This is a genomic window from Streptomyces sp. NPDC004629, from assembly GCF_042873595.1.
Taxonomy (GTDB): domain Bacteria; phylum Actinomycetota; class Actinomycetes; order Streptomycetales; family Streptomycetaceae; genus Streptomyces.
Genome location: NZ_JBIALO010000041.1, coordinates 1 through 21248, shown reverse-complemented (window position 1 = coordinate 21248; position 21248 = coordinate 1). Strand labels below are relative to the sequence as shown.

The following is a 21248-nucleotide window of genomic DNA, read 5'->3' as shown; positions in this document are numbered from 1 at the left end:
GTCGCGCTCGCCCCCGGGCTTCCACCGTCCCCGGGTCGCTCTGGGCTGCGTACGCCGCTACTCGTCCCCATCCACGCTTTTCGCTCCGCCCAGTGTACGGCGCCCGGGGGACAGCGGCCGACTTGGTTTCCGGCACCGGTGGCGGGGGATCCCCGCAGGTGGTGAGATGACCCGAATGGAGAGGTACGGGTGTTCGTATCCTGGGATGCCCGGCTCGGCGGATTACCCGGCGGGCAGCTGGGCACAACGCATGAAGGCTTGCCGCGCGGGGGTCGCGGGGCGGGCGGATCGGGCGGCGTGCCCCGTTGCCGCGGGACTCAAGTCGATTTATCGTCCCAGCACGATTCGCGAGCAAGATCACAATATGTGAAGGGGCCGCGGCCATGGTGGCGAAGAAGACCGCCGTACAGCAGTCGGCATCGGGCAGGTCCCGGGCCGCAGCCGCGGGTGCCTCCGGCGGCCCGGCCAAGGGCGCGGGAGGCAAGAAGAGCACGCAGGGACGGGCCGCGACGACATCGCCCGCGTCGAAGCGGGCGCCCTCGAAGAAGGCGGCCGAGGCGGCGGTGGCGAAGGGCCCGGCCAAGGAGACCGCCGGTACGGCTACTCCCCGGAAGGCCGCCGCGCGGAAGAAGACGGCCGAGAAGACCATGGGCAAGGAGACGGCACCGAAGGCCGCAGAGGAGACCACCCTGAAGGAGCCGGTCGCCGAGGAGCCGCACCCGAAGAGGCCGGCCGCGAAGAAGCAGGCCGCGCAGGAGACGGCCGCGAAAAAGCCGGCCGCGAGGGAGACGGCCGCGAAGAAGCCGGCTGAGAAGGAGACGGCGGCTGAGAAGCCGGCCGCGAAGGAGACGGTCCGGAAAAAGGCGGTTCAGAAGAAGGCCGCCCAGAAGAAGACGGTCGCCAAGAAGGCGGCCAAGGGGTCGGCGGCCGCCGAGCGGACGGTGGCGCAGGAGGGCGGCTTGCCGAAGGACGCCGCCAAGGACGCGGGCAGCAAGAGCACGGCCAAGAAGGCGGGCGCGGCACAGGCCGCGAAGCAGACGGGAGCCACGACAGTGGTTGCGAAGAAGACTCCTGGCACGGCCACGGCGGCCACGACCGCCGTCCCCAAGGCACGGGTCGCCGCCGCGGCGGAACCCGGCGAGCTGGCGGTCCGCCCCGGCGAGGACCCCTGGACGCCGGAGGAGGTCGAGGAGGCCCGCGCGGAGCTGCTGTCCGAGGTGACGCGGCTGCGCACCGAGATCAGCTCCTCCGAGGCCTCGCTCGTGGGCCTGATGCGGGACTCCGGGGACGGCGCGGGCGACGACCAGGCGGACACCGGCACCAAGAACATCACGCGCGAGCACGAGATGGCGCTGGCCGCCAACGCGCGCGAGATGCTCGTCCAGACCGAACGCGCCCTGCAACGGCTGGACACGGGCACGTACGGCCTGTGCGAGAACTGCGGCAACCCCATCGGCAAGGCCCGGATGCAGGCGTTCCCGAGGGCCACCCTGTGCGTCGAGTGCAAGCAGAAGCAGGAACGCCGCTACTGAGCGCGTGGGCCGTCCCGGGCGTGCCGTAGTCTCATCCTCAGTCAGGTACCTAGGTTGAGGGACTCACGTGGCAGAGGCGGAGCGCATCATCGGTACGCCGGACACCCCGGACGACAGTGACGAGCGGACGGCCCAAGCGGACCAACAGGACATCCCGGCCGAGCGGCCCCGGGGCAGGCGCCGGATCGCCGTGCTCTTCGCGGTGGCCGTCTTCGCGTACGCCCTCGACCTGGTCAGCAAGATGATCGTGGTCGCGAAGCTGGAGCACCATGCGCCGATCAAGGTCATCGGGGAGTGGCTGGAGTTCAACGCCATCCGCAACCCCGGCGCCGCCTTCGGGGTCGGACAGGCCTTCACGATCATCTTCACAGTGATCGCGGCGGCCGTGATCGTGGTGATCATCCGTCTGGCCCGCAAGCTCTACAGCCTGCCCTGGGCGATCGCGCTCGGGCTGCTGCTCGGCGGCGCGCTCGGCAACCTGACCGACCGGATCTTCCGTTCGCCGGGCGTCTTCGAGGGCGAGGTCGTCGACTTCATCGCCCCCAAGGGCTTCGCGGTGTTCAACCTGGCCGACTCGGCGATCGTCTGCGGCGGCATCCTGATCGTGCTGCTGTCGTTCCGCGGCCTCGACCCGGACGGCACCGTCCACCGGGACTGACCGCGGCGCGCCCCGGATCCGGCCCACGGCGCCGCGGGACTCTCGTACGGGACTGTCGGTCCCGTCCGGCATACTCGACGGGTGAGCACGATTCCCGAGATCCGCACCCTGCCCGTGCCCGACGGCCTGGAGGGCGAGCGCGTCGACGCCGCCATCTCCCGCATGTTCGGCTTCTCCCGGACGAAGGCGGCGGAGCTGACCGCAGCAGGCAAGGTACAGGTCGACGGCGCGGTGGTCGGCAAGTCGGAGCGGGTGCGCGGCGGGGCCTGGCTGGAGGTCGAGATGCCGCAGGCGCCGACGCCGGTGCAGGTGGTCGCCGAACCGGTCGAGGGCATGGAGATCGTGCACGACGACGAGGACGTCGTGGTGATCGTCAAGCCGGTCGGTGTCGCGGCCCATCCGTCGCCGGGCTGGAGCGGTCCGACGGTCATCGGCGGGCTCGCCGCCGCCGGCTACCGGATCTCCACCTCCGGCGCGGCCGAGCGCCAGGGCATCGTGCACCGCCTCGACGTCGGCACGTCGGGCCTGATGGTGGTCGCCAAGTCCGAGTACGCGTACACGTCGCTCAAGCGCCAGTTCAAGGAGCGCACGGTCGACAAGCGCTACCACACGCTGGTCCAGGGCCACCCGGACCCGACCAGCGGCACCATCGACGCGCCCATCGGCCGGCACCCCCACCACGACTACAAGTGGGCGGTCACCGCCGACGGAAAGCCCTCCGTCACGCACTACGACCTGATCGAGGCGTTCCGCGCGGCCTCCCTGCTCGACGTGAAGCTGGAGACCGGCCGCACCCACCAGATCCGGGTCCACATGGCCGCCCACCGCCACCCCTGCGTCGGTGACCTCACCTACGGCGCCGACCCCACGCTCGCCAAGCGGCTGCGTCTCGGCCGCCAGTGGCTGCACGCCGTGCGTCTCGGCTTCGAGCACCCCGGGGACGGCACCTGGGTCGAGTTCGCCAGCGACTACCCCGAGGACCTGCGGCAGGCGCTGGACCGGGTCCGTGAGGAGACCTACGCATGAACCCGCCGTACGCGGTGCGCGTGGCCGAGGACCCCGCCGACCGCGAGGCGTGCTTCGCGGTGCGCAAGCAGGTCTTCGTCGTCGAGCAGGGTGTCCCGCAGGACATCGAGTACGACGCGTACGACGCCGTCGCCGTGCATGTCCTCGCGGTGCCCGAGGACGGGGAGCCGCTCGGCACCGGCCGGCTGCTGTACGGCGCGCAGGCCGCCGAGAAGACCGGCGGCGACCTGTGGCTCGGCTCGCTGGGGCGGCTCGCGGTCCGCCGGGAGGCGCGCGGGTTCGGCGTCGGTGTGGCCCTGGTGCGGGCCATCGAGGAGGCGGCACGTGCGCGTGGCCTGACGGCGGTCGACCTGCACGCCCAGACGCACGCTCTCGGCTTCTACGAGCGGCTGGGCTATGTGCCCTACGGGCCGGAGTACCCGGAGGCGGGGATAGCTCACCGGGCGATGCGGCGCGCCCTGTAGCGGTCGGCGCCGGGTGGGCGCAAAGGGGGACATGGCAGGCTTGAACACTGTTGTGTGATCGTCGACTCCCGGAGCGCCGGCCGTGGATCAGTTGGCCCTGTTGTTCGTGTTGCTGCTCGGGGCCCTGGTCAGTGTCCCGGTGGGGGACCGGCTCGGGCTGCCGGCGCCGATCCTGGTGACCCTGTTCGGCATCGTCCTCGCGGTGCTCGACTTCGTGCCGAACGTGAACATCCCGCCCGAGCTGATCCTGCCCGCACTGCTGCCGCCCCTGCTGTACGCGGCGGTGCGGCGCACGTCCTGGCGGCAGTTCGCGGCCAACAAGCGGCCGATCTTCCTGCTGGCCGTCGCCCTGGTGTTCGTCACGACGGTCAGCGTGGCGGTCGTGGCCAACGCGATCGTGCCCGGACTGCCGATCGCCGCGGCGGTGGTGCTGGGCGCGCTGGTCGCCCCGCCCGACCCGGTCGCCGCCACCGCCGTCGCCGGGCAGCTGGGACTGCCACGCCGGCTGGTGTCGATCCTGGAGGGCGAGGGGCTGTTCAACGATGTCACCGCGATCGTGCTGTACCACGTGGCGATCGCCGCCGCCGTCAGCGGCGCCTTCTCGCCCTGGCGGGCCGGGCTCGACCTGGTGCTGTCCGCCGTGGTCGCCGTCGCCGTGGGACTCGCCCTGGGCTGGGGCGCGAACAAGCTGATGGACGTGCTCGGGGACGCGACGCTGCAGATCGGGCTGACCCTGCTCGTGCCGTACGTGTCGTACGTGCTCGCCGAGGAGCTGCACGGCTCCGGCGTGCTGGCGGTGCTCACCACCGCGCTGTTCATCTCCGAGTACGCCACCGACGCCGACGACGTGATGACCCGGCTCGCCGGGCACACCTTCTGGGACATCGTCGACACGCTCGTCACCGGGGTCGCGTTCGGCCTGATCGGGCTCGAACTGCACAACGCGATCCGGACGGCCTCCGGTCACTGGGCCCAGATGCTCGGCTGGGCCGCCGCCGTGGTGGGTGTCGTGGTGCTCGTGCGGCTGCTGTGGCTGGTGCCCGCCACCTGGCTCACAAAACGGCTGCACGCGAAGCGGGACTTCGACGAGGACATCCCGATGAGCCTGCGCGAGACCGTCGTCATGTGGTGGTCGGGGATGCGCGGGGTGGCCTCGGTGGCCCTGGCGCTGGCCATTCCGCTGAAGACCGAGAACGGGTCACCGTTCCCCGACCGGGACGAGATCGTGTTCATCGCGTTCGGGGTGATCATGGCGACGCTGGTGCTCCAGGGGCTGACCCTGCCGTGGCTGGTGAAGCGGCTCGGCGTGCGGGCCGACACCGAGCGGGAGAAGGAGTTCGAGAAGGAACTGGCGGTGCGGGCGGCGCGGGCGGCCAAGCGGAGGCTGCGGGAGATCGAGGAGGTCGAGGACCTGCCGGAGGAACTGTCCGAGCAGATGCTGCGGCGGGCCTTCGACATCGGCGTGCGGATCAGTCCCGACATCGGCGAGGAGGAGCGCCGTGAGGCGCATGAGAAGCGGGTGCGGCGGGTGAAGCGGCTGCGACGGATCCAGGGGGAGCTGCTGAGCGCGGCACGGCACGAGGTGCTGGCGGCGCGGAGCGAGCCGGGGGCGGATCCGGAGATCGTGGACCGGGTGCTGCGGCATCTGGACGTGCGCAGCCTGCGCTGAGGTGATCGGCTCGGCCGGCTCGGCCGGGTGCGGGACGGCGGTCGGTCCGGGGTGCCGTCCGGGGTGCCGGGCCGGGGTGCCGGTCCGCAGGTGGTCATATGAGCATATGGGGGTTGTGGATATCCGGAGGCCCGGGCGGCGCCCCGCTCGTACTCTCGGATCATGGCTCGCAACATTGTGATCAGTGGTGGTGGGACGGGGATCGGGCTCGCGGCGGCCCGCGTCTTCGCGGCGGACGGGGACCGGGTGCTGCTGCTCGGCCGGCGCGGCGGAGTGCTGGAGCAGGCGAGAGTGCCGGGGGCGCTGACGTACGCCGTCGACCTCGGCGACCCGGCGGCCGTGCGCGGCGTGGCGCGGTTCGTCGCCGAGGAGTTCGGCACCGTGGACGTGCTCGTGCACAGCGCCGGCGGCACCGGGGGCAGGGAACCCGAAGGGCCCGCCGAGGACCCCCTCGACGCCGTCGCGCACACCTGGTCGCTCTCCTTCCGGATCAACACCCTGACCGCCGTGCTTCTCACGGAGGCGCTGAAGGAGCGGCTCGCCGAGCCCGGCGGGCGGGTGCTGTTCCTCAGCTCCATCGCCGCCTACCGCGGCTCAGGAACCGGGGCGTACGCGGCGGCCAAGGCCGCCCTGCATCCGTACGCCCACGATCTGGCCCGCCAGTTGGGCCCGCGCGGCATCACCGTGAACGTGGTAGCGCCCGGCTATGTGGAGGACACCGAGTTCTTCGGTGAGGCGATCGAGGAGGCGAGACGGGAGCGGCTGATCGCCGAGACGTCCACCGGCCGGGCCGGCACCCCGGGGGATGTCGCGGCCACCCTGCACTGGCTGGCCTCGCCGGGCGCCGCACACATCACGTCCCAGATCGTCCAGGTCAACGGAGGTGCGGAACGCGGCCACTGACCGACCCGGCGCGGCCGCCGGCCGACGAGGTCACCCTCGGTCCGTCCGTGGCGGCTCGTGCGCCCGCCGCGCGGCCGGGCCGTCCTGGGCGGGGATACCGCCCGGCGGCTGCACCGCGTCCGCCGTGTTCACCCGGGGCAGCGCGTACGGGTGCTCCGCGCCCAGCCAGCGGATCATCTGCTCGCGCACCGTGACCCGGACCGTCCACACGTCGTCCGAGTCCTTGGCGGTCACCAGGGCACGGACCTGGATGGTGTTCGGCGTCGCGTCGGTGACCGCGAGGTTGCACGCGCGGCCGTCCCAGGCCGGGCACGCGCGCAGGATGTCGCGCAGCTTCTCCCGCATCGCCTCCAGCGGCGCCGAGTGGTCCAGGTGCCAGTAGACGATGCCGGTCATCTGCGGCGTGCCGCGCGACCAGTTCTCGAACGGTTTGGAGGTGAAGTACGACACCGGCATGGTGATCCGGCGCTCGTCCCAGGTCCGCACGGTCAGGAAGGTCAGCGTGATCTCCTCGACGGTGCCCCACTCGCCGTCCACGACGACCACATCGCCGAGCCGCACCATGTCGCCGAACGCGATCTGCAGCCCCGCGAACAGATTGGCCAGCGTGGACTGGGCGGCGACACCGGCGACGATGCCGAGGATGCCGGCCGAGGCCAGCAGCGAGGCGCCGGCCGCGCGCATCGCCGGGAACGTCAGCAGCATCGCCGCCGCGGCCATCACGCCGACCACGGCGGCCACCACGCGCATGATCAGCGACACCTGTGTGCGCACCCGGCGGACCCGGGCCGGATCGCGGTGCACGCGGGCGTAGCGGGAGTAGGAGGTCTCGACGATCGCCGCCGCGATCCGCACCACCAGCCAGGCCGCCGACCCGATCAGCACCAGGGTCAGCGTCCTGCCCACGGCGACCCTGTGGTCCGGCAGCAGGCGGGCCGGTTCGTAGGAGCCCCTGAGCAGGGCCGCGGCCAGCACCAGCTGGTACGGGATCCGGCCGCGGCGCAGCAGGCCCCACAGCGGGGTCTCGTGGTGCCGTGCGTCGGCCTTGCGCAGCAGCAGGTCCGTGGCCCAGCCGATGAGCAGGGTCAGAACGACACAGCCACCGACCACGATCAGGGGGCGGAGCACGTTTTCCATGCCTGAGAACGTAACCGGCTCCGGCGGCCCTGAACCTGCGGATCGGTGACGGGAGGGATCCGGCCGTGTGGCGTTGTCGTACCCGGCTGGCACGATGGCGGCATGAACATCATGCTCTTTCACTCGACCTACGGCCTCAGACCGGCGGTGCGCGCCGCGGCCGACCGGTTGCGGGCCGCCGGGCACGAGGTGTGGACTCCGGACCTCTTCGCGGGGCGCACGTTCGAGACGGTCGAGGAGGGCATGGCCTGCAAGGACGAGATCGGCAAGGACGAGCTGCTGAAGCGGGCCGTGCTGGCGGCGGCCCCCTACTCGGAGCGCGGGCTGGTGTACGCCGGGTTCTCGCTCGGCGCCTCCCTCGCGCAGACCCTGGCCCTCGGCGACGAGAAGGCGCGCGGACTGCTGCTCCTGCACGGCACGTCGGACCTCGCGCCGGGCGTCTCGGTGGACGGCCTGCCGGTCCAGCTGCACGTGGCCGAGCCGGACCCGTTCGAGACGGACGACTGGCTGAGCGCCTGGTATCTGCAGATGGGCAGGGCGGGCGCGGACGTCGAGGTGTACCGATACGCCGGGGCCGGCCATCTGTACACCGACCCCGGGCTGCCGGACTACGACGAGGAGGCGGCCGAGGCCACCTGGCGGGTGGCGCTCGGCTTCCTCGACGCTCTGTAGTCCGCGGCTACACCGGGTCGTAGCTGCGCTCGACCTTCTGGGTGCCGCTGCGCGTGCGGTACGAGCGCGCCCAGGAGGAGGTCGCGTCCGCGGCGGTGCGGTCGGACAGGGTGTAGTAGTCCATCTGCGCGCGGTCGGCGGTGAGGTCCAGCACGCCGTAGCCGTGGCGGTCGGTGTCGACCCAGTGGACGTGCCGATTGGCCGCGCGGATGATCGGCGCGGCGATCGCCGAGACGGTGCCCTCGGGGACCTTCACGATGTCGTCGAGGTTGTCGGAGGTGACCGAGGTGACCACGAACTCGGTGGCGGCCGACGGCGACAGCGGGTAGGTCCCGGCGTCCACGGGCACGTCGTTGGCCCAGGCCATGTGGATGTCGCCGGTGAGGAAGACCGTGTTGCGGATCGCGTGCGAGCGCAGATGGGCGAGGAGTTCGCGGCGGTCGTCGGTGTAGCCGTCCCACTGATCGGTGTTGAGGGCGAGCCCCTCCTGGGGCAGCCCGAGCAGCTTGGCGAGCGGCTTGAGCAGGTCCGCGGTCAGCGAACCGACCGCGAACGGCGCGATCATCACCGAGTTGCCGACCAGCCGCCAGGTGGTGTCGGAGGCCTTCAACCCGGCCTTCAGCCAGTCGAGTTGCGCGCGGCCCGTGATCGTACGGTCGGGGTCGTCCACCGAACCGCTGCCCGTGGCCACCTGCTGCGAGCGGAAGGAGCGCAGATCGAGCAGGGACAGGTCGGCGAGTCTGCCGAAGCGCAGCCGGCGGTAGGTGGTGCCCTCGGTGGCCGGGCGTACCGGCATCCACTCGAAGTAGGCCTGCCGGGCGGCCGCCTGCCGGGCGCTCCAGGTGCCCTCGGCGCCCTCGGTGTGGTTCTCGGCGCCGCCGGACCAGGCGTCGTTGGCGAACTCGTGGTCGTCCCAGATCGCGATGACCGGCGCCCGCTGGTGCAGGGCCCGCAGATCGGGGTCGGTCTTGTACGTGCCGTGCCGGGCGCGGTAGTCGGCGAGCGTGATGATCTCGTGCGTGGGTGTGTGCGGGCGGACGACCCTGCCGCGGGTCCCGTAGTCGCCGGACCCGTATTCGTAGAGGTAGTCGCCGAGGTGCAGCCAGGCGTCCAGGTCGCCGCGCGCCGCGAGGTGGCGGTAGGCGGCGAAGTGGCCGGCCTCCCAGTTGGAGCAGGAGACCACGCCGAAGCGCAGGCCCGTGACGGTCGCGTCCGCCGCCGGCGCGGTGCGGGTGCGCGCCACCGGGGAGTCGGTGCCGCCGGCCGAGAAGCGGAACCAGTAGTCGGTGCCCGGCCTCAGGCCGCGGATGTCGGCCTTGACGGTGTGGTCGGCCGCTGCCGTCGCGGTCGTGGAGCCCCGGGCGACGACGTCCAGCAGGGCCTTGTCCTGGGCGACGACCCAGCTGACCTCGGTGTCCGGGCCGACGCCGGAGCCGGGGACGGCATCGGCGACCGGGGTCACCCGGGTCCACAGCAGGATGCCGTCGGGCAGAGGGTCGCCGGAGGCGACGCCGTGCAGGAAGGCGGGGGCCTGCGCGGCGGCCCGGGCGGGCAGCGCCGCGGTGAGCGGCGCGGCGGCTATGGCCGCGCCGGCGGTGGCCGCGGCGGCCTTGACGACCGTACGGCGGCGTGGCGAGGGGGAGTTGGGGCCCTCGGATGCTCTGTGTCGACTGGTCACGACCGATCAGGTTACTGATCGGTACGAACGGGAGCGGGCGAACGGGGGAAGTTCGCCCGCTCTTCATCCGGGGGTCAGATCCGGCCGGGCGTCAGCCCTTGAGGGCGGCGTCCACCACACGGTTGAAGTCGTCCACCGTCATGGGCGGGCTGCCCTGGCTGTCGGCGGTGAGGATCTTGCCGTCCATGACGAGGCTCGGGGTGCCCGTCACGCCGTCCTTGTTGGTGTCGAAGGTCTTCGACATGGCGAGGGCCCAGGCGTCGTAGGTGCCGTTCTTCACCGCGTCCTGGAACTTGGTGTTGCCCTTCAGCGCCGGCACGGTGTCCGCGACCTCGATGAGGTAGTCGTCGCTCTTGAACTTGTCGTCGGTCTCCTGCGGGTGCCACTTCGCCGAGTAGAGAGCCGCCTTGTAGTCGAGGAACGCCTCCGGGCTGACGTTCAGCGCGGCGCCCATGGCGCTCATCGCGTTCTTGGAGCCCTCGCCGTTGCTGCCGACCTTGCCCTTGCCCAGCGAGTCACCGTCGATGAACGTGCCGCCGATGAACTGGACCTTGAACTTGCCGTCGTCGACGTCCTTCTTCAGGGTCGAACCGACGGTCTGCTCGAACTGGGCGCAGATCGGGCAGCGCGGGTCCTCGAAGACCTTGAGGGTCTTCTTCGCGCTGCTCTTGCCGATCTCCACGGTGGTGCCGTCGGTGCCGGTGGTGTTGGCCGGGGCGACGACCTTGTCGTCCTTCTGGGCCTCCCAGTGGCTGGGCTTGTTGGCCTGGACGACGGCGTAACCTATGCCGCCCGCGGCGGCGAGTACGGCCACCACCGAGCAGGCCACGACGAGTTGCCGCCTGACCTTGGCGCGCTTGGCCTGCCGCTCGCGTTCCTCGCGCAGCCGCTCCCGGGCCGCCGTCTTCGCCGTCTGGCTGTTCCGCTTGCTCATATTGATGATCTCCATGTGGGACGCGCACATGTCGTACGCGGGATACGTATGAGGGACTTCTGGTGCTCGGCTGTGCCCGGTCCGCTGCGACGGGCCGGCGGCCTCGCTCAGGCGAAGGCCGAAGAGCCCGACGGGGCCGGGGGGCACGAGCACGGCGGTCCACGCCGTCCCAGGGAGTGCACGAGAAGCCGGTCGCGGGCGGCGGCCGCCCGCGGCGCGGGGCGCGGCAGCCGGCGCGCCGGAACGAGCCGCACCACCACCGCCACCGCGGCCGCCGCCAGCAGCAGTGGCCGGAACGTGGTGGCGGCGACGGCGCGCAGCAACTGCGCCAGCGCCCGCTCGCCGCGGCGCAGCCAGCAGGCCGCCAGGAGCCCCACGCAGACATGCGCGGCGAGCAGCAGCCAGGCGGCGGCCGGATCGGCGTGCGCGAGCAGCGCGGCAGCGCGGCCGGGGCCGCCGGTCACCTGGGCCAGCGGGGCGCCCACGGTGCCGCCCTGGCACAGCACGTCAAGCCCCACCGCGCGCAGCGGGCCGGCGACCGGGCCGCCGGCCCGGCCGTAGCAGGCGTGCTGGCCGGTGGTGAACACCGTGTCGGCGGCCAGCTCCAGCGGAATCAGCAGGGCCGCGATATGGCCGAAGCCGCGTTCGCGGCCCGCCAGCGCGTACGCGGTCACGAAGACGGCGGCGGCGACCGCGGCCACCGTGGGCAGCGGCAGCGGGACCTGTGACAGCAGCACGTGCGACGCGGTGCTGAGCGTCACGACGAAGGCCGTGAACAGCGCCGCGCGCACGGCTCTGAGCTGGGTCCCGGATATGTCCATAGCGGTGGAGAGTCTGTCACGTACTCATGTAAGAGACCCCTAAAGGGTGCCTGTGAATGCCACTGGTCACAGCCCCGGGATCCGGCCGTTGCGGAACAGGTCGACGAAGATCTGGTGGTCGGCACGCGCGCGTGCGCCGTAGCGGTGGGCGAAGTCGGTCAGCAGGGCCGAGAAGCCGTCCTCGTCGGCCGCGATCGCCGCGTCGATGGCCCGCTCCGTGGAGAACGGCACCAGGGACTCGCCGGAGGTGTCGTCCGCCGCGGCGTGCATCGTCGCGGTGGCCCGGCCCAGGTCGGCGACGACGGAGGCGATCTCCTCCAGGTCGTCGATGTCGCCCCAGTCCAGGTCCACGGCGTACGGCGAGACCTCCGCGACCAGCTGGCCCGCGCCGTCCAGCTCGGTCCAGCCCAGCCACGGGTCGGCGTGCGCCTGCAGGGCACGCTGGGAGATCACCGTGCGGTGACCCTCGTGCTGGAAGTAGCCGCGGATCGCCGGGTCGGTGACATGGCGGGAGACGGCCGGGGTCTGCGCCTGCTTGATGTAGATCACGACGTCGTTCTCCAGGGCGTCGCTGTTGCCCTCCAGGAGGATGTTGTACGACGGCAGCCCGGCCGAGCCGATGCCGATGCCGCGCCGCCCCACGACGTCCTTCACGCGGTACGAGTCCGGGCGCTCCAGCGACGACTCCGGCAGCGTCTCCAGATAGCCGTCGAAGGCGGCGAGGACCTTGTAGCGGGTCGCCGCGTCCAGCTCGATGGAGCCGCCGCCGGGCGCGAAGCGGCGCTCGAAGTCGCGGATCTCGGTCATGGAGTCCAGCAGCTCGAAGCGGGTCAGCGAGCGCGCGTCACGCAGCGCGTCGAGCAATGGGCCCTGCGCCGTGTCCAGCGTGAAGGGCGGCACCTCGTCGCGCTTGGCGCCGGTGGCCAGGGCGTGGATGCGCTCGCGGTAGGCGGAAGCGTACACGGCGACCAGGTCGGTGATCTGTTCGTCGCTGAGCGCCTTCGCGTACCCGATGAGGGCGATGGAGGCGGAGAAGCGCTTCAGGTCCCAGGTGAACGGGCCGACGTACGCCTCGTCGAAGTCGTTGACGTTGAAGACCAGGCGGCCGTTGGAGTCCATGTAGGTGCCGAAGTTCTCCGCGTGCAGGTCCCCGTGGATCCACACGCGCGAGGTGCGCTCGTCCAGGTACGGCCCGGCGAGTATCCGGCCGGCGGCCCGCTCGGCGTGCTCGGCGTCGAGGTCGTGGTAGAAGAGGCACGCCGTGCCCCGGTAGAACGCGAACGCCGAGGCCGCCATCTTCCGGAACTTCACGCGGAACGCGGCCGGGTCGGCGGCCAGCAGCTCGCCGAAGGCGGTGTCGAAGACGGTGAGGATCTCCTCGCCGCGCTGCTCGTCGTTGAGCTGGGGGACCGACATCGCTGGGTGCCTCCTGGTGCGGATGGTGCGTGTCATGGGGACGGATCTTCCTCCCTCCCGGCAACGTGCGACGGGTCGGGGGAGTGCCCGTGCTCTCGGGATGAAGGTACGCGGGGGAGCCCGTCGGGTGTCAGTGCCGAGGCATAGACTTCGACGCTGTCCCCCCGGACCGTCCGCAGCCGATCGGAAGATCGTCGACGATTGTTTCCTTTGGAGGCCGAAACCGTGTCGAAGCCGCCCTTCACGCACCTGCACGTCCACACCCAGTACTCGCTGCTGGACGGTGCCGCGCGGCTCAAGGACATGTTCAACGCCTGCAATGAGATGGGCATGACCCACATCGCCATGTCCGACCACGGCAACCTCCACGGGGCGTACGACTTCTTCCACTCCGCGAAGAAGGCCGGGGTCACCCCGATCATCGGCATCGAGGCGTACGTCGCCCCGGAGTCACGGCGCAACAAGCGCAAGATCCAGTGGGGCCAGCCGCACCAGAAACGGGACGACGTCTCCGGTTCCGGCGGTTACACCCACAAGACGATCTGGGCGGCGAACAGGACGGGCCTGCACAATCTCTTCCGGCTCTCCTCGGACGCGTACGCCGAGGGCTGGCTGCAGAAGTGGCCCCGCATGGACAAGGAGACCATCGCCCAGTGGTCGGAGGGCCTGATCGCCTCCACCGGCTGTCCGTCCGGCGAACTCCAGACCCGGCTGCGCCTCGGCCAGTACGACGAGGCCCTGAAGTCGGCCGCCGAGTACCAGGAGATCTTCGGCAAGGACCGCTACTTCCTGGAGCTGATGGACCACGGCATCGACATCGAGCGCCGGGTCCGCGACGGCCTCCTGGAGATCGGCCGGAAGCTCGGCATCCCCCCGCTGGTCACCAACGACTCGCACTACACGTACGCGCACGAGGCGACCGCCCACGACGCCCTGTTGTGCATCCAGACCGGCAAGAACCTCTCCGACCCCGACCGCTTCAAGTTCGACGGCACCGGCTACTACCTGAAGTCCACGGACGAGATGTACGCCATCGACTCCTCGGACGCCTGGCAGGAGGGCTGCCGCAACACGCTGCTGGTGGCCGAGCAGATCGACACCTCGGGCATGTTCGAAAAGCGCGACCTCATGCCCAAGTTCGACATCCCCGAGGGCTACACCGAGGTCACCTGGTTCCAGGAGGAGGTCCGCCGCGGCATGGCGCGCCGCTTCCCCGGCGGCGTCCCCGAGGACCGCCAGAAGCAGGCCGAGTACGAGATGGACGTCATCATCCAGATGGGGTTCCCGGGCTACTTCCTCGTGGTCGCCGACTTCATCATGTGGGCCAAGAACAACGGCATCGCGGTCGGCCCCGGCCGCGGCTCCGCGGCCGGCTCCATCGTCGCGTACGCGCTCGGCATCACCGACCTCGACCCGATCCCGCACGGCCTGATCTTCGAGCGGTTCCTCAACCCCGAGCGCATCTCGATGCCCGACGTCGACATCGACTTCGACGAGCGCCGGCGCGTCGAGGTGATCAGGTACGTGACGGAGAAGTACGGAGCCGACAAGGTCGCCATGATCGGCACCTACGGCACCATCAAGGCCAAGAACGCGATCAAGGACTCCGCGCGCGTGCTCGGCTACCCGTACGCGATGGGCGACCGGATCACCAAGGCCATGCCCGCCGATGTCCTCGGCAAGGGCATCCCGCTGTCCGGCATCACCGACTCGCAGCACCCCCGCTACTCGGAGGCGGGCGAGGTCCGCGGGATGTACGAGAACGAGCCGGACGTGAAGAAGGTCATCGACACCGCGCGCGGTGTGGAGGGCCTGGTGCGGCAGATGGGCGTGCACGCCGCCGGCGTGATCATGTCCAGCGAGACCATCACCGAGCACGTCCCGGTGTGGGTGCGGCACACGGACGGCGTGACCATCACGCAGTGGGACTACCCGAGCTGTGAGTCGCTCGGCCTGCTGAAGATGGACTTCCTGGGCCTGCGCAACCTCACGATCATGGACGACGCCGTCAAGATGGTGAAGGCCAACAAGGGCGTCGACATCGACCTCCTCGGCCTCCCGCTCGACGACCCGAAGACCTTCGACCTGCTCCAGCGCGGCGACACCCTCGGCGTCTTCCAGTTCGACGGCGGCCCGATGCGCTCGCTGCTGCGCCTGATGAAGCCGGACAACTTCGAAGACATCTCCGCCGTGTCCGCCCTGTACCGGCCGGGCCCGATGGGCATGAACTCGCACACCAACTACGCGCTGCGCAAGAACGGCCAGCAGGAGATCACGCCGATCCACCCGGAGCTTGAGGAACCGCTCAAGGAGGTCCTGGACGTCACCTACGGCCTGATCGTCTACCAGGAGCAGGTGCAGAAGGCCGCCCAGATCATCGCGGGCTACTCGCTCGGCGAGGCCGACATCCTCCGCCGCGTCATGGGCAAGAAGAAGCCCGAGGAACTGGCGAAGAACTTCACCATCTTCCAGGCCGGCGCCCGCAAGAACGACTACAGCGACGAGGCCATCCAGGCCCTGTGGGACGTGCTGGTCCCGTTCGCCGGCTACGCGTTCAACAAGGCGCACTCCGCCGCGTACGGACTGGTCTCGTACTGGACCGCGTACCTGAAGGCGAACTACCCGGCCGAGTACATGGCCGGGCTGCTGACCTCCGTCAAGGACGACAAGGACAAGTCGGCGGTCTACCTCAACGAGTGCCGCCGCATGGGCATCAAGGTGCTCCCGCCGAACGTCAACGAGTCCGAGTCGAACTTCGCCGCGCAGGGCGACGACGTGATCCTCTTCGGCCTCTCCGCGGTGCGCAACGTCGGCACGAACGTGGTCGAGTCGATCATCAAGTGCCGCAAGGCCAAGGGGAAGTACGCCTCCTTCCCCGACTACCTCGACAAGGTCGACGCGGTGGTGTGCAACAAGCGCACCACGGAATCGCTCATCAAGGCGGGCGCCTTCGACACGATGGGCCACACCCGCAAGGGCCTCACCGCGCAGTACGAGCCGATGATCGACAACGTGGTCGCGGTCAAGCGCAAGGAGGCCGAGGGCCAGTTCGACCTCTTCGGCGGGATGGGCGAGGACACCGGCAGCGAGCCCGGCTTCGGCCTCGACGTGGAGTTCACCACCGACGAGTGGGAAAAGACCTATCTGCTCGCCCAGGAGCGGGAGATGCTCGGTCTCTACGTCTCCGACCACCCGCTCTTCGGCCTGGAGCACGTGCTGTCCGACAAGGCCGACGCGGGCATCGCCCAGCTCACCGGAGGCGAGCACGCGGACGGCGCCGTCGTCACCATCGGCGGCATCATCTCGGGCCTGCAACGCAAGATGACCAAGCAGGGCAACGCCTGGGCGATCGCCACGGTGGAGGATCTGGCGGGCTCCATCGAGTGCATGTTCTTCCCGGCCACGTACCAGCTGGTGTCGACCCAACTCGTCGAGGACGCCGTGGTGTTCGTCAAGGGCCGGCTCGACAAGCGTGAGGACGTGCCGCGGCTCGTCGCGATGGAGCTGATGGTCCCGGACCTGTCCAACGCGGGCACCAACGCGCCCGTGGTGCTCACCATCCCGGCGCTCAAGGTGACCCCGCCGATGGTCAGCCGCCTCGGCGAGATCCTCAGTCACCACAGGGGCGACAGCGAGGTCCGGATCAAGCTCCAGGGCCCGCGCAAGACGACGGTGCTGCGCCTCGACCGGCACCGGGTGAAGCCGGATCCGGCGCTGTTCGGCGACTTGAAGGTGCTGCTCGGTCCGTCCTGCCTGGCCGGCTGACGTCCCGCCGCGCGGTCCGCCGCGGCGGACCGCGCGGCGGGCCCGGCGGCCCGCACCAGCCGACGAGGGGCGCACCCGCTCAGGGTGCGCCCCTCGCGTGCCTGGGTCTCAACGGCCCCGTCGGGCCGTGCGAGTCCGAGCCGGCGAGCGTCAGTTGTGGCCGAAGCTCTTCTTCTGCTTACGGGCACCATCCGCCGGGCCGCCCTGGGCGTGCGTCATCGACGCCTCGTGGGACTCCGTCGTCGTCCGCGGCGACTGCTGCTGGGCCTGCTCGCCCTGCGCGGCGCGGTTCTGCGGGCCGGCCTGCTTGCGGTTCTTGTTCTTGGCCATGGTGATCTGCCTCCTGTGGGGAACTAGGGGTCAGGGCCGCCATCAGATTCACATAGGCTGACAACAGTCGCGTTTCGGATAATTACCGTCTGTGACAGGGCGGCTCGGAGCAAACGACCCGGATACGCCACGCCGAAGATCGAGTTCGAGCCGTTAACCCCCGCGTGGTCGGGCAGACTCGAAGCACAGCCTGAAGCAAACCTCCCGGGAAGAGGGTGAGTCGCGTGGACCGCTGCATCGTCCTGGTGGACGCTGGGTATCTGCTGGGGGCCGCCGCCAGTCTCCTCGCCGGTGAGCCCTCCCGCTCCCGCATCACCGTCGACCATGCCGCGCTCATCCAGGCGCTGCGCGAACGCGCCGAGGCCGACACGGAACGGCCGTTGCTGCGCATCTACTGGTTCGACGGCGCCCCCGACCGGGTCCCGCAGCCCGAACACCGCCGGCTGCGCGTGATGCCCCGCGTCACCGTCCGGCTCGGCGCCCTCACCCGCAGCGACGGACGCTGGGCGCAGAAGGGCGTGGACGCGGCCATGCACGCCGAGCTGACGGAACTGGCCCGCAACCGCGCCTGCTCCGACGTCGTCCTGGTCACCGGCGACGGCGACCTGCTGCCGGGCATGATGGCCGCCAAGGAGCACGGCGTCGCCGTCCACCTGTGGGCCGTACAGGCCGCCGACGGCGACTACAACCAGTCCGAGGACCTGGTCGCCGAGGCCGACGAGCGGCGCGTCCTCGACCGTACGTGGATCACCAAGGCCGTACGCGCCAAGGAACTCACCGGCATCTGCGCACCGCCGCCCGCGCCCCGGCCCGAGATCGCCGCGATCCTCTCCGCGCCGCTGCCCGAGTCCGCGCTCACCGCCGCCGAACCGCCCGCCGCCGAGGACGCCGAACGTGCCCCGGCGGCCGGGACGGCGCAGGACGGCGCGCCGGAGCGGGTGCCCGCGGCCAAGGGCGTACCCACCCCCAAGGACCTCGCCGCGCTGCGCGCCCCCGGCGCCCAGGCCGTCCAGCACCCCGCGACCGCGACCCTGCGCTGGTCCTCCGACAAGGGCTGGGTGGACCGGCCCGGCGTCCCGGCCGAGTCCCCCGACGCCGCCTCCATGCCGACGCTGGCGCAGCTGACCACGGCCGAGCAGCGCTGGGCCGACCGGGAGGAGGACATCACGACGGTCGGCGGCGACCCCTACGAGGTCGGGCAGGTCTTCGCCCGGCGCTGGATGTCCCGCCTCGGTGATCCGGGCCATCTGCAGAAGCTGTCCGGCATGTACCCGCGGGTCCCGCACCGCATCGACGGCGAGCTGCTCAGGTACGCGGCCCGCTTCGGGCTCCTCGCCCACAAGGACGACCAGATCGACGAGCACGACCGTTACGCCATCCGGGCGGGGTTCTGGCGGGAGATCGACGTACGGACCGCCGCCGAGCACGGCCCCGGCGGGGAGCGGGCCGAGCCGACGGCCCCCAACGCAGAGCGGGCGCCGCGCACCCCTTAGGCTCGTCCCTTGTGATGACGCGCGCGGCACAGGCACTTCGGCACCGGGATGACGTCGTGTGCGCGGTGCGCGGACTGACCAAGACCTATCCGGCGGTGCGCGGACGGCGCGGCGCCGCCGGGACGCCCGAGGTACGGGCCACCGACGGGGTGGAGCTGGACGTCCGGCGCGGCGAGATCTTCGGACTGCTCGGGCCGAACGGGGCCGGCAAGTCCACCCTGGTGCGGCAGGTGACCGGACTGCTCAGGCCGGACTACGGCAGCGTCGAGATCCTCGGCCACGACATCGTGCGCCACCCCGAGCGGGCCGCCCGCATCCTCGCCTACCTCGGCCAGGAGTCCACCGCCCTCGACGAGCTGACCGTGTCCCTCGCCGCCGAGACCACCGGGCGGCTGCGCGGCCTCGACGTGCGGCAGGCCCGCGCCGAGCGGGACGCCGTGCTGGACGAACTGGGGCTCGCCCCGATCGCCGGGCGGGCCCTGAAGAAGCTGTCCGGCGGGCAGCGGCGGCTCGCCTGCTTCGCCGCCGCGCTGGTCGGCGAGCGCCCGCTGCTCGTCCTCGACGAGCCGACCACCGGCATGGACCCGGTGGCCCGGCGCGCGGTGTGGGCGGCCGTCGACCGGCGGCGCGCCGAGCACGGCGCGACCGTGCTGCTGGTCACCCACAACGTCATCGAGGCCGAGACCGTCCTCGACCGGGTCGCCGTCCTCGACCGGGGCCGGGTCATCGCCTGCGACACCCCCGCCGGACTCAAGGAGCGGGTGGCCGGCGAGGTGCGGGTCGAGCTGGTCTGGCGGGAGCGGGCGCCGCTGGAGGTGCCCGAGGTCGCCGTGCTGCGGGACCAGGCCGTTCAGTCCGGCCGCCGCTGGACGCTGCGACTGGGGCCCGAGGAGGCCCGGGCGGTCGTCGCCACGGTGACCGGCGGGGCCGCGTTCGCCGCCCTGGACGACTTCACACTCGCCACGCCCAGCCTGGAGGACGTGTACCTGGCGCTGGGCGGCGCCGCGCGGCAGGGGCTGGTGAAAGCATGACCGGGACCCCGAGCAGCATGGTGCGCACGTTGAGCGCCGGGGCCGTCGCGTCCGTACGGTCCCCGTGGGGCGGCCCGGCCGCCGTGGGGGACCCGGGCGTCGGAGGGAAGAGGAGCAGCACGACGTGAGCGTCACACCCGTGAAGGTGCCGGCGGGCAGTGCCCCGACCGTGGCGGACCCGGCCGGTGGCCCGGCCCGGCTCGGACCGCGGGCGCGGCTGTGGCCGTCGCTGATCGCCGTCTACCGGGCCCAGCTGTCCCGGGCCCGGGTGGCGCGGATCCCGCTGCTGTTCGTCGCGACCTTCCAGTCGGTCGGCATCATGATCATGATGCGCGGGGTGGTGGACACCCGCGGCGAGGCGCAGTCCGTGGTGGCCGGTTCGTCGATCGTGGTCGTCGCCTATGTGGCGCTCAATCTGCTCGCCCAGTACTTCGGGCAGCTGCGGGCCAGCGGCGGGCTCGACCACTACGCCACGCTGCCGGTGCCGCCCGCGGCGGTGGTGCTTGGCGCGGCGGCCGCGTACGCGTCCTTCACCGTGCCGGGGACCCTGGTGACCGCCGTGTTCGGCTGTCTCCTGTTCGGGCTGCCGCTGACGAATCTGTGGATCCTGCTCGCGGTGATCCCGCTCGCCGGAGCCGCGCTCGCCGGGCTCGGGGCGGCCTGCGGACTGCTCGCGCCGCGGCCCGAACTGGCCACCCTGCTCGGACAGTTGGGCATGTCGGCGGCGCTGTTGCTGGGCGTGCTGCCGCCGGACCGGATGCCGGAGATCGTCCGGCTGGCCCGTGATCTGCTGCCGTCCACCTACGGCGTCGAGGCCTATGCGCGGACCTTCGGGGACGGCCCCGACTGGGCCCTCGTCCTCGCTGACCTGGGAGTGTGCGCCGGGGTCGGGGTGATTTCGCTGGCCGTGGCCACCTGGGCGTACCGTCGGGCCGCCGTCCGATGACGCGCCGCACAGGCCGGCCTGGCACGATGTCAGAGTGACCGCACCGCTGACTCCGCCTCCGCCGCCACCCGACCAGTCCCCGCACCAGGCCTGGCAGGCGCCGCCCGACGGCGCGGCGGGCGGCGCGTACGAACAGGACGGTCCCGGGATGAAGTCCGAAGTGCGCGAGGGCGTGGTGGTCACCGTTGCGGTGGCGCTGTGCGGGGTGCTGCTCGGCCTGCTGTGGTGGCGGCTTGCCCCTCATGTGCCGCTGGTCGGGGACCAGGTGGCCAAGAACTGGGTGGTCTACCTGAAGGACAGCGAGGGGGAGCAGGCGATCGGCGTCGACGGCACGTTCACGCTGCTGGCCCTGGCCTTCGGTGTGGTCAGCGCGGTTGTCGTCTTCCTGGTGCGGCGGCGCGGCGGGATACCGCTCGTGGTGGGGCTGGCCGTCGGCGGGCTGCTCGGTTCGCTGCTGGCCTGGCGGCTCGGGGTGTGGCTCGGACCCACCCAGGACGTGATCGCGCATGCGAAGGCCGTCGGCAAGGGCGTGACCTTCTCGGCCCCGCTGAAGCTGGGCGCGGCGGGGGTGCTGCTCGCGTGGCCCGTGGCCGCGCTGGTGGTGCACCTCGGCCTGACAGCACTGTTCGGCCCTCGCGACCCCGACCCCTACCACGCACCGTACGCGGCCCCCCCGGCCTAGATGAGTGAGTCCAAGGGGTGTGGTTGCGGTCAGTGATCGTAGGCGGTCAGTGACCGCTTGATCGGCTGTCCGGTTTTGTCGTTGTGCCAGA

18 protein-coding genes are annotated in these 21248 nt (G+C 71.3%); 12 read left to right on the top strand and 6 right to left on the bottom strand.

What is annotated here, in order from left to right:
* Window positions 1-383: 383 nt before the first annotated feature.
* The 6 genes from ACFYTE_RS37825 (at window position 384) to ACFYTE_RS37800 (ending at window position 6252) form a co-directional block, all read left to right on the top strand.
* Window positions 384-1532, top strand: a complete 1149-nt coding sequence (locus ACFYTE_RS37825; protein ID WP_388720711.1) for a TraR/DksA C4-type zinc finger protein — start codon at window positions 384-386, stop codon at window positions 1530-1532.
* Window positions 1533-1599: 67 nt separating this feature from the next.
* On the top strand, window positions 1600-2190 hold the full coding sequence (gene lspA / locus ACFYTE_RS37820) for a signal peptidase II (RefSeq protein ID WP_388720709.1): 591 nt from the start codon (window positions 1600-1602) through the stop codon (window positions 2188-2190).
* 81 nt (window positions 2191-2271) lie between these two features.
* Complete coding sequence (locus tag ACFYTE_RS37815) at window positions 2272-3216, top strand: RluA family pseudouridine synthase (RefSeq protein ID WP_388720706.1); 945 nt, start codon at window positions 2272-2274, stop codon at window positions 3214-3216.
* On the top strand, window positions 3213-3680 hold the full coding sequence (locus tag ACFYTE_RS37810) for a GNAT family N-acetyltransferase (protein ID WP_388720704.1): 468 nt from the start codon (window positions 3213-3215) through the stop codon (window positions 3678-3680). Before ACFYTE_RS37815 ends, ACFYTE_RS37810 begins: the two co-directional genes overlap by 4 nt.
* A gap of 82 nt (window positions 3681-3762) precedes the next feature.
* Window positions 3763-5349 carry a Na+/H+ antiporter gene (locus tag ACFYTE_RS37805; protein ID WP_388720702.1) on the top strand — a complete coding sequence of 529 codons (1587 nt, stop codon included), beginning with the start codon at window positions 3763-3765 and terminating at the stop codon, window positions 5347-5349.
* A gap of 162 nt (window positions 5350-5511) precedes the next feature.
* Window positions 5512-6252 carry an SDR family NAD(P)-dependent oxidoreductase gene (locus ACFYTE_RS37800; RefSeq protein WP_388720699.1) on the top strand — a complete coding sequence of 247 codons (741 nt, stop codon included), beginning with the start codon at window positions 5512-5514 and terminating at the stop codon, window positions 6250-6252.
* A gap of 30 nt (window positions 6253-6282) precedes the next feature.
* Here the strand turns inward: ACFYTE_RS37800 and ACFYTE_RS37795 are convergent, their stop codons facing one another.
* Window positions 6283-7389 carry a mechanosensitive ion channel family protein gene (locus tag ACFYTE_RS37795; RefSeq protein ID WP_388720696.1) on the bottom strand — a complete coding sequence of 369 codons (1107 nt, stop codon included), beginning with the start codon at window positions 7387-7389 and terminating at the stop codon, window positions 6283-6285.
* Between the two features lie 102 nt (window positions 7390-7491).
* Here ACFYTE_RS37795 and ACFYTE_RS37790 point away from each other — a divergent pair, with 102 nt between their 5' ends.
* Window positions 7492-8061, top strand: coding sequence for a dienelactone hydrolase family protein (locus ACFYTE_RS37790; RefSeq protein WP_388720693.1), 570 nt, complete (start codon window positions 7492-7494; stop codon window positions 8059-8061).
* Between the two features lie 7 nt (window positions 8062-8068).
* Here ACFYTE_RS37790 and ACFYTE_RS37785 read toward each other — a convergent pair whose 3' ends face one another.
* The 4 genes from ACFYTE_RS37785 to ACFYTE_RS37770 form a co-directional block, all read right to left on the bottom strand.
* A complete protein-coding gene (locus tag ACFYTE_RS37785) occupies window positions 8069-9739 on the bottom strand; it encodes an alkaline phosphatase D family protein (RefSeq protein WP_388720690.1) in 1671 nt (556 codons plus the stop codon).
* Between the two features lie 91 nt (window positions 9740-9830).
* A complete protein-coding gene (locus ACFYTE_RS37780; protein WP_388720687.1) occupies window positions 9831-10673 on the bottom strand; it encodes a thioredoxin domain-containing protein in 843 nt (280 codons plus the stop codon).
* Between the two features lie 107 nt (window positions 10674-10780).
* A complete protein-coding gene (locus tag ACFYTE_RS37775; RefSeq protein WP_388720684.1) occupies window positions 10781-11494 on the bottom strand; it encodes a hypothetical protein in 714 nt (237 codons plus the stop codon).
* A 66-nt stretch (window positions 11495-11560) separates the two neighbouring features.
* Window positions 11561-12910 carry a DUF2252 domain-containing protein gene (locus ACFYTE_RS37770; protein WP_388720834.1) on the bottom strand — a complete coding sequence of 450 codons (1350 nt, stop codon included), beginning with the start codon at window positions 12908-12910 and terminating at the stop codon, window positions 11561-11563.
* 225 nt (window positions 12911-13135) lie between these two features.
* Here ACFYTE_RS37770 and dnaE point away from each other — a divergent pair, with 225 nt between their 5' ends.
* Window positions 13136-16675, top strand: coding sequence for a DNA polymerase III subunit alpha (dnaE, locus tag ACFYTE_RS37765; RefSeq protein WP_388720681.1), 3540 nt, complete (start codon window positions 13136-13138; stop codon window positions 16673-16675).
* Between the two features lie 150 nt (window positions 16676-16825).
* On the opposite strand, the gene ACFYTE_RS37760 is transcribed toward dnaE, so the two are convergent.
* Window positions 16826-17005, bottom strand: a complete 180-nt coding sequence (locus ACFYTE_RS37760) for a hypothetical protein (protein WP_388720678.1) — start codon at window positions 17003-17005, stop codon at window positions 16826-16828.
* Window positions 17006-17229: 224 nt separating this feature from the next.
* Here ACFYTE_RS37760 and ACFYTE_RS37755 point away from each other — a divergent pair, with 224 nt between their 5' ends.
* From ACFYTE_RS37755 to ACFYTE_RS37740, 4 genes are all read left to right on the top strand, one after another.
* On the top strand, window positions 17230-18498 hold the full coding sequence (locus tag ACFYTE_RS37755; protein WP_388720675.1) for an NYN domain-containing protein: 1269 nt from the start codon (window positions 17230-17232) through the stop codon (window positions 18496-18498).
* Window positions 18499-18554: 56 nt separating this feature from the next.
* Complete coding sequence (locus ACFYTE_RS37750) at window positions 18555-19529, top strand: ABC transporter ATP-binding protein (protein WP_388720831.1); 975 nt, start codon at window positions 18555-18557, stop codon at window positions 19527-19529.
* A 124-nt stretch (window positions 19530-19653) separates the two neighbouring features.
* The gene (locus ACFYTE_RS37745) at window positions 19654-20475 is read left to right on the top strand and encodes an ABC transporter permease (protein ID WP_388720672.1); all 822 of its coding nucleotides are present in this window, start codon (window positions 19654-19656) and stop codon (window positions 20473-20475) included.
* A gap of 34 nt (window positions 20476-20509) precedes the next feature.
* Complete coding sequence (locus tag ACFYTE_RS37740) at window positions 20510-21157, top strand: AAA family ATPase (protein WP_388720669.1); 648 nt, start codon at window positions 20510-20512, stop codon at window positions 21155-21157.
* The last annotated feature ends 91 nt before the right edge of the window (window positions 21158-21248 follow it).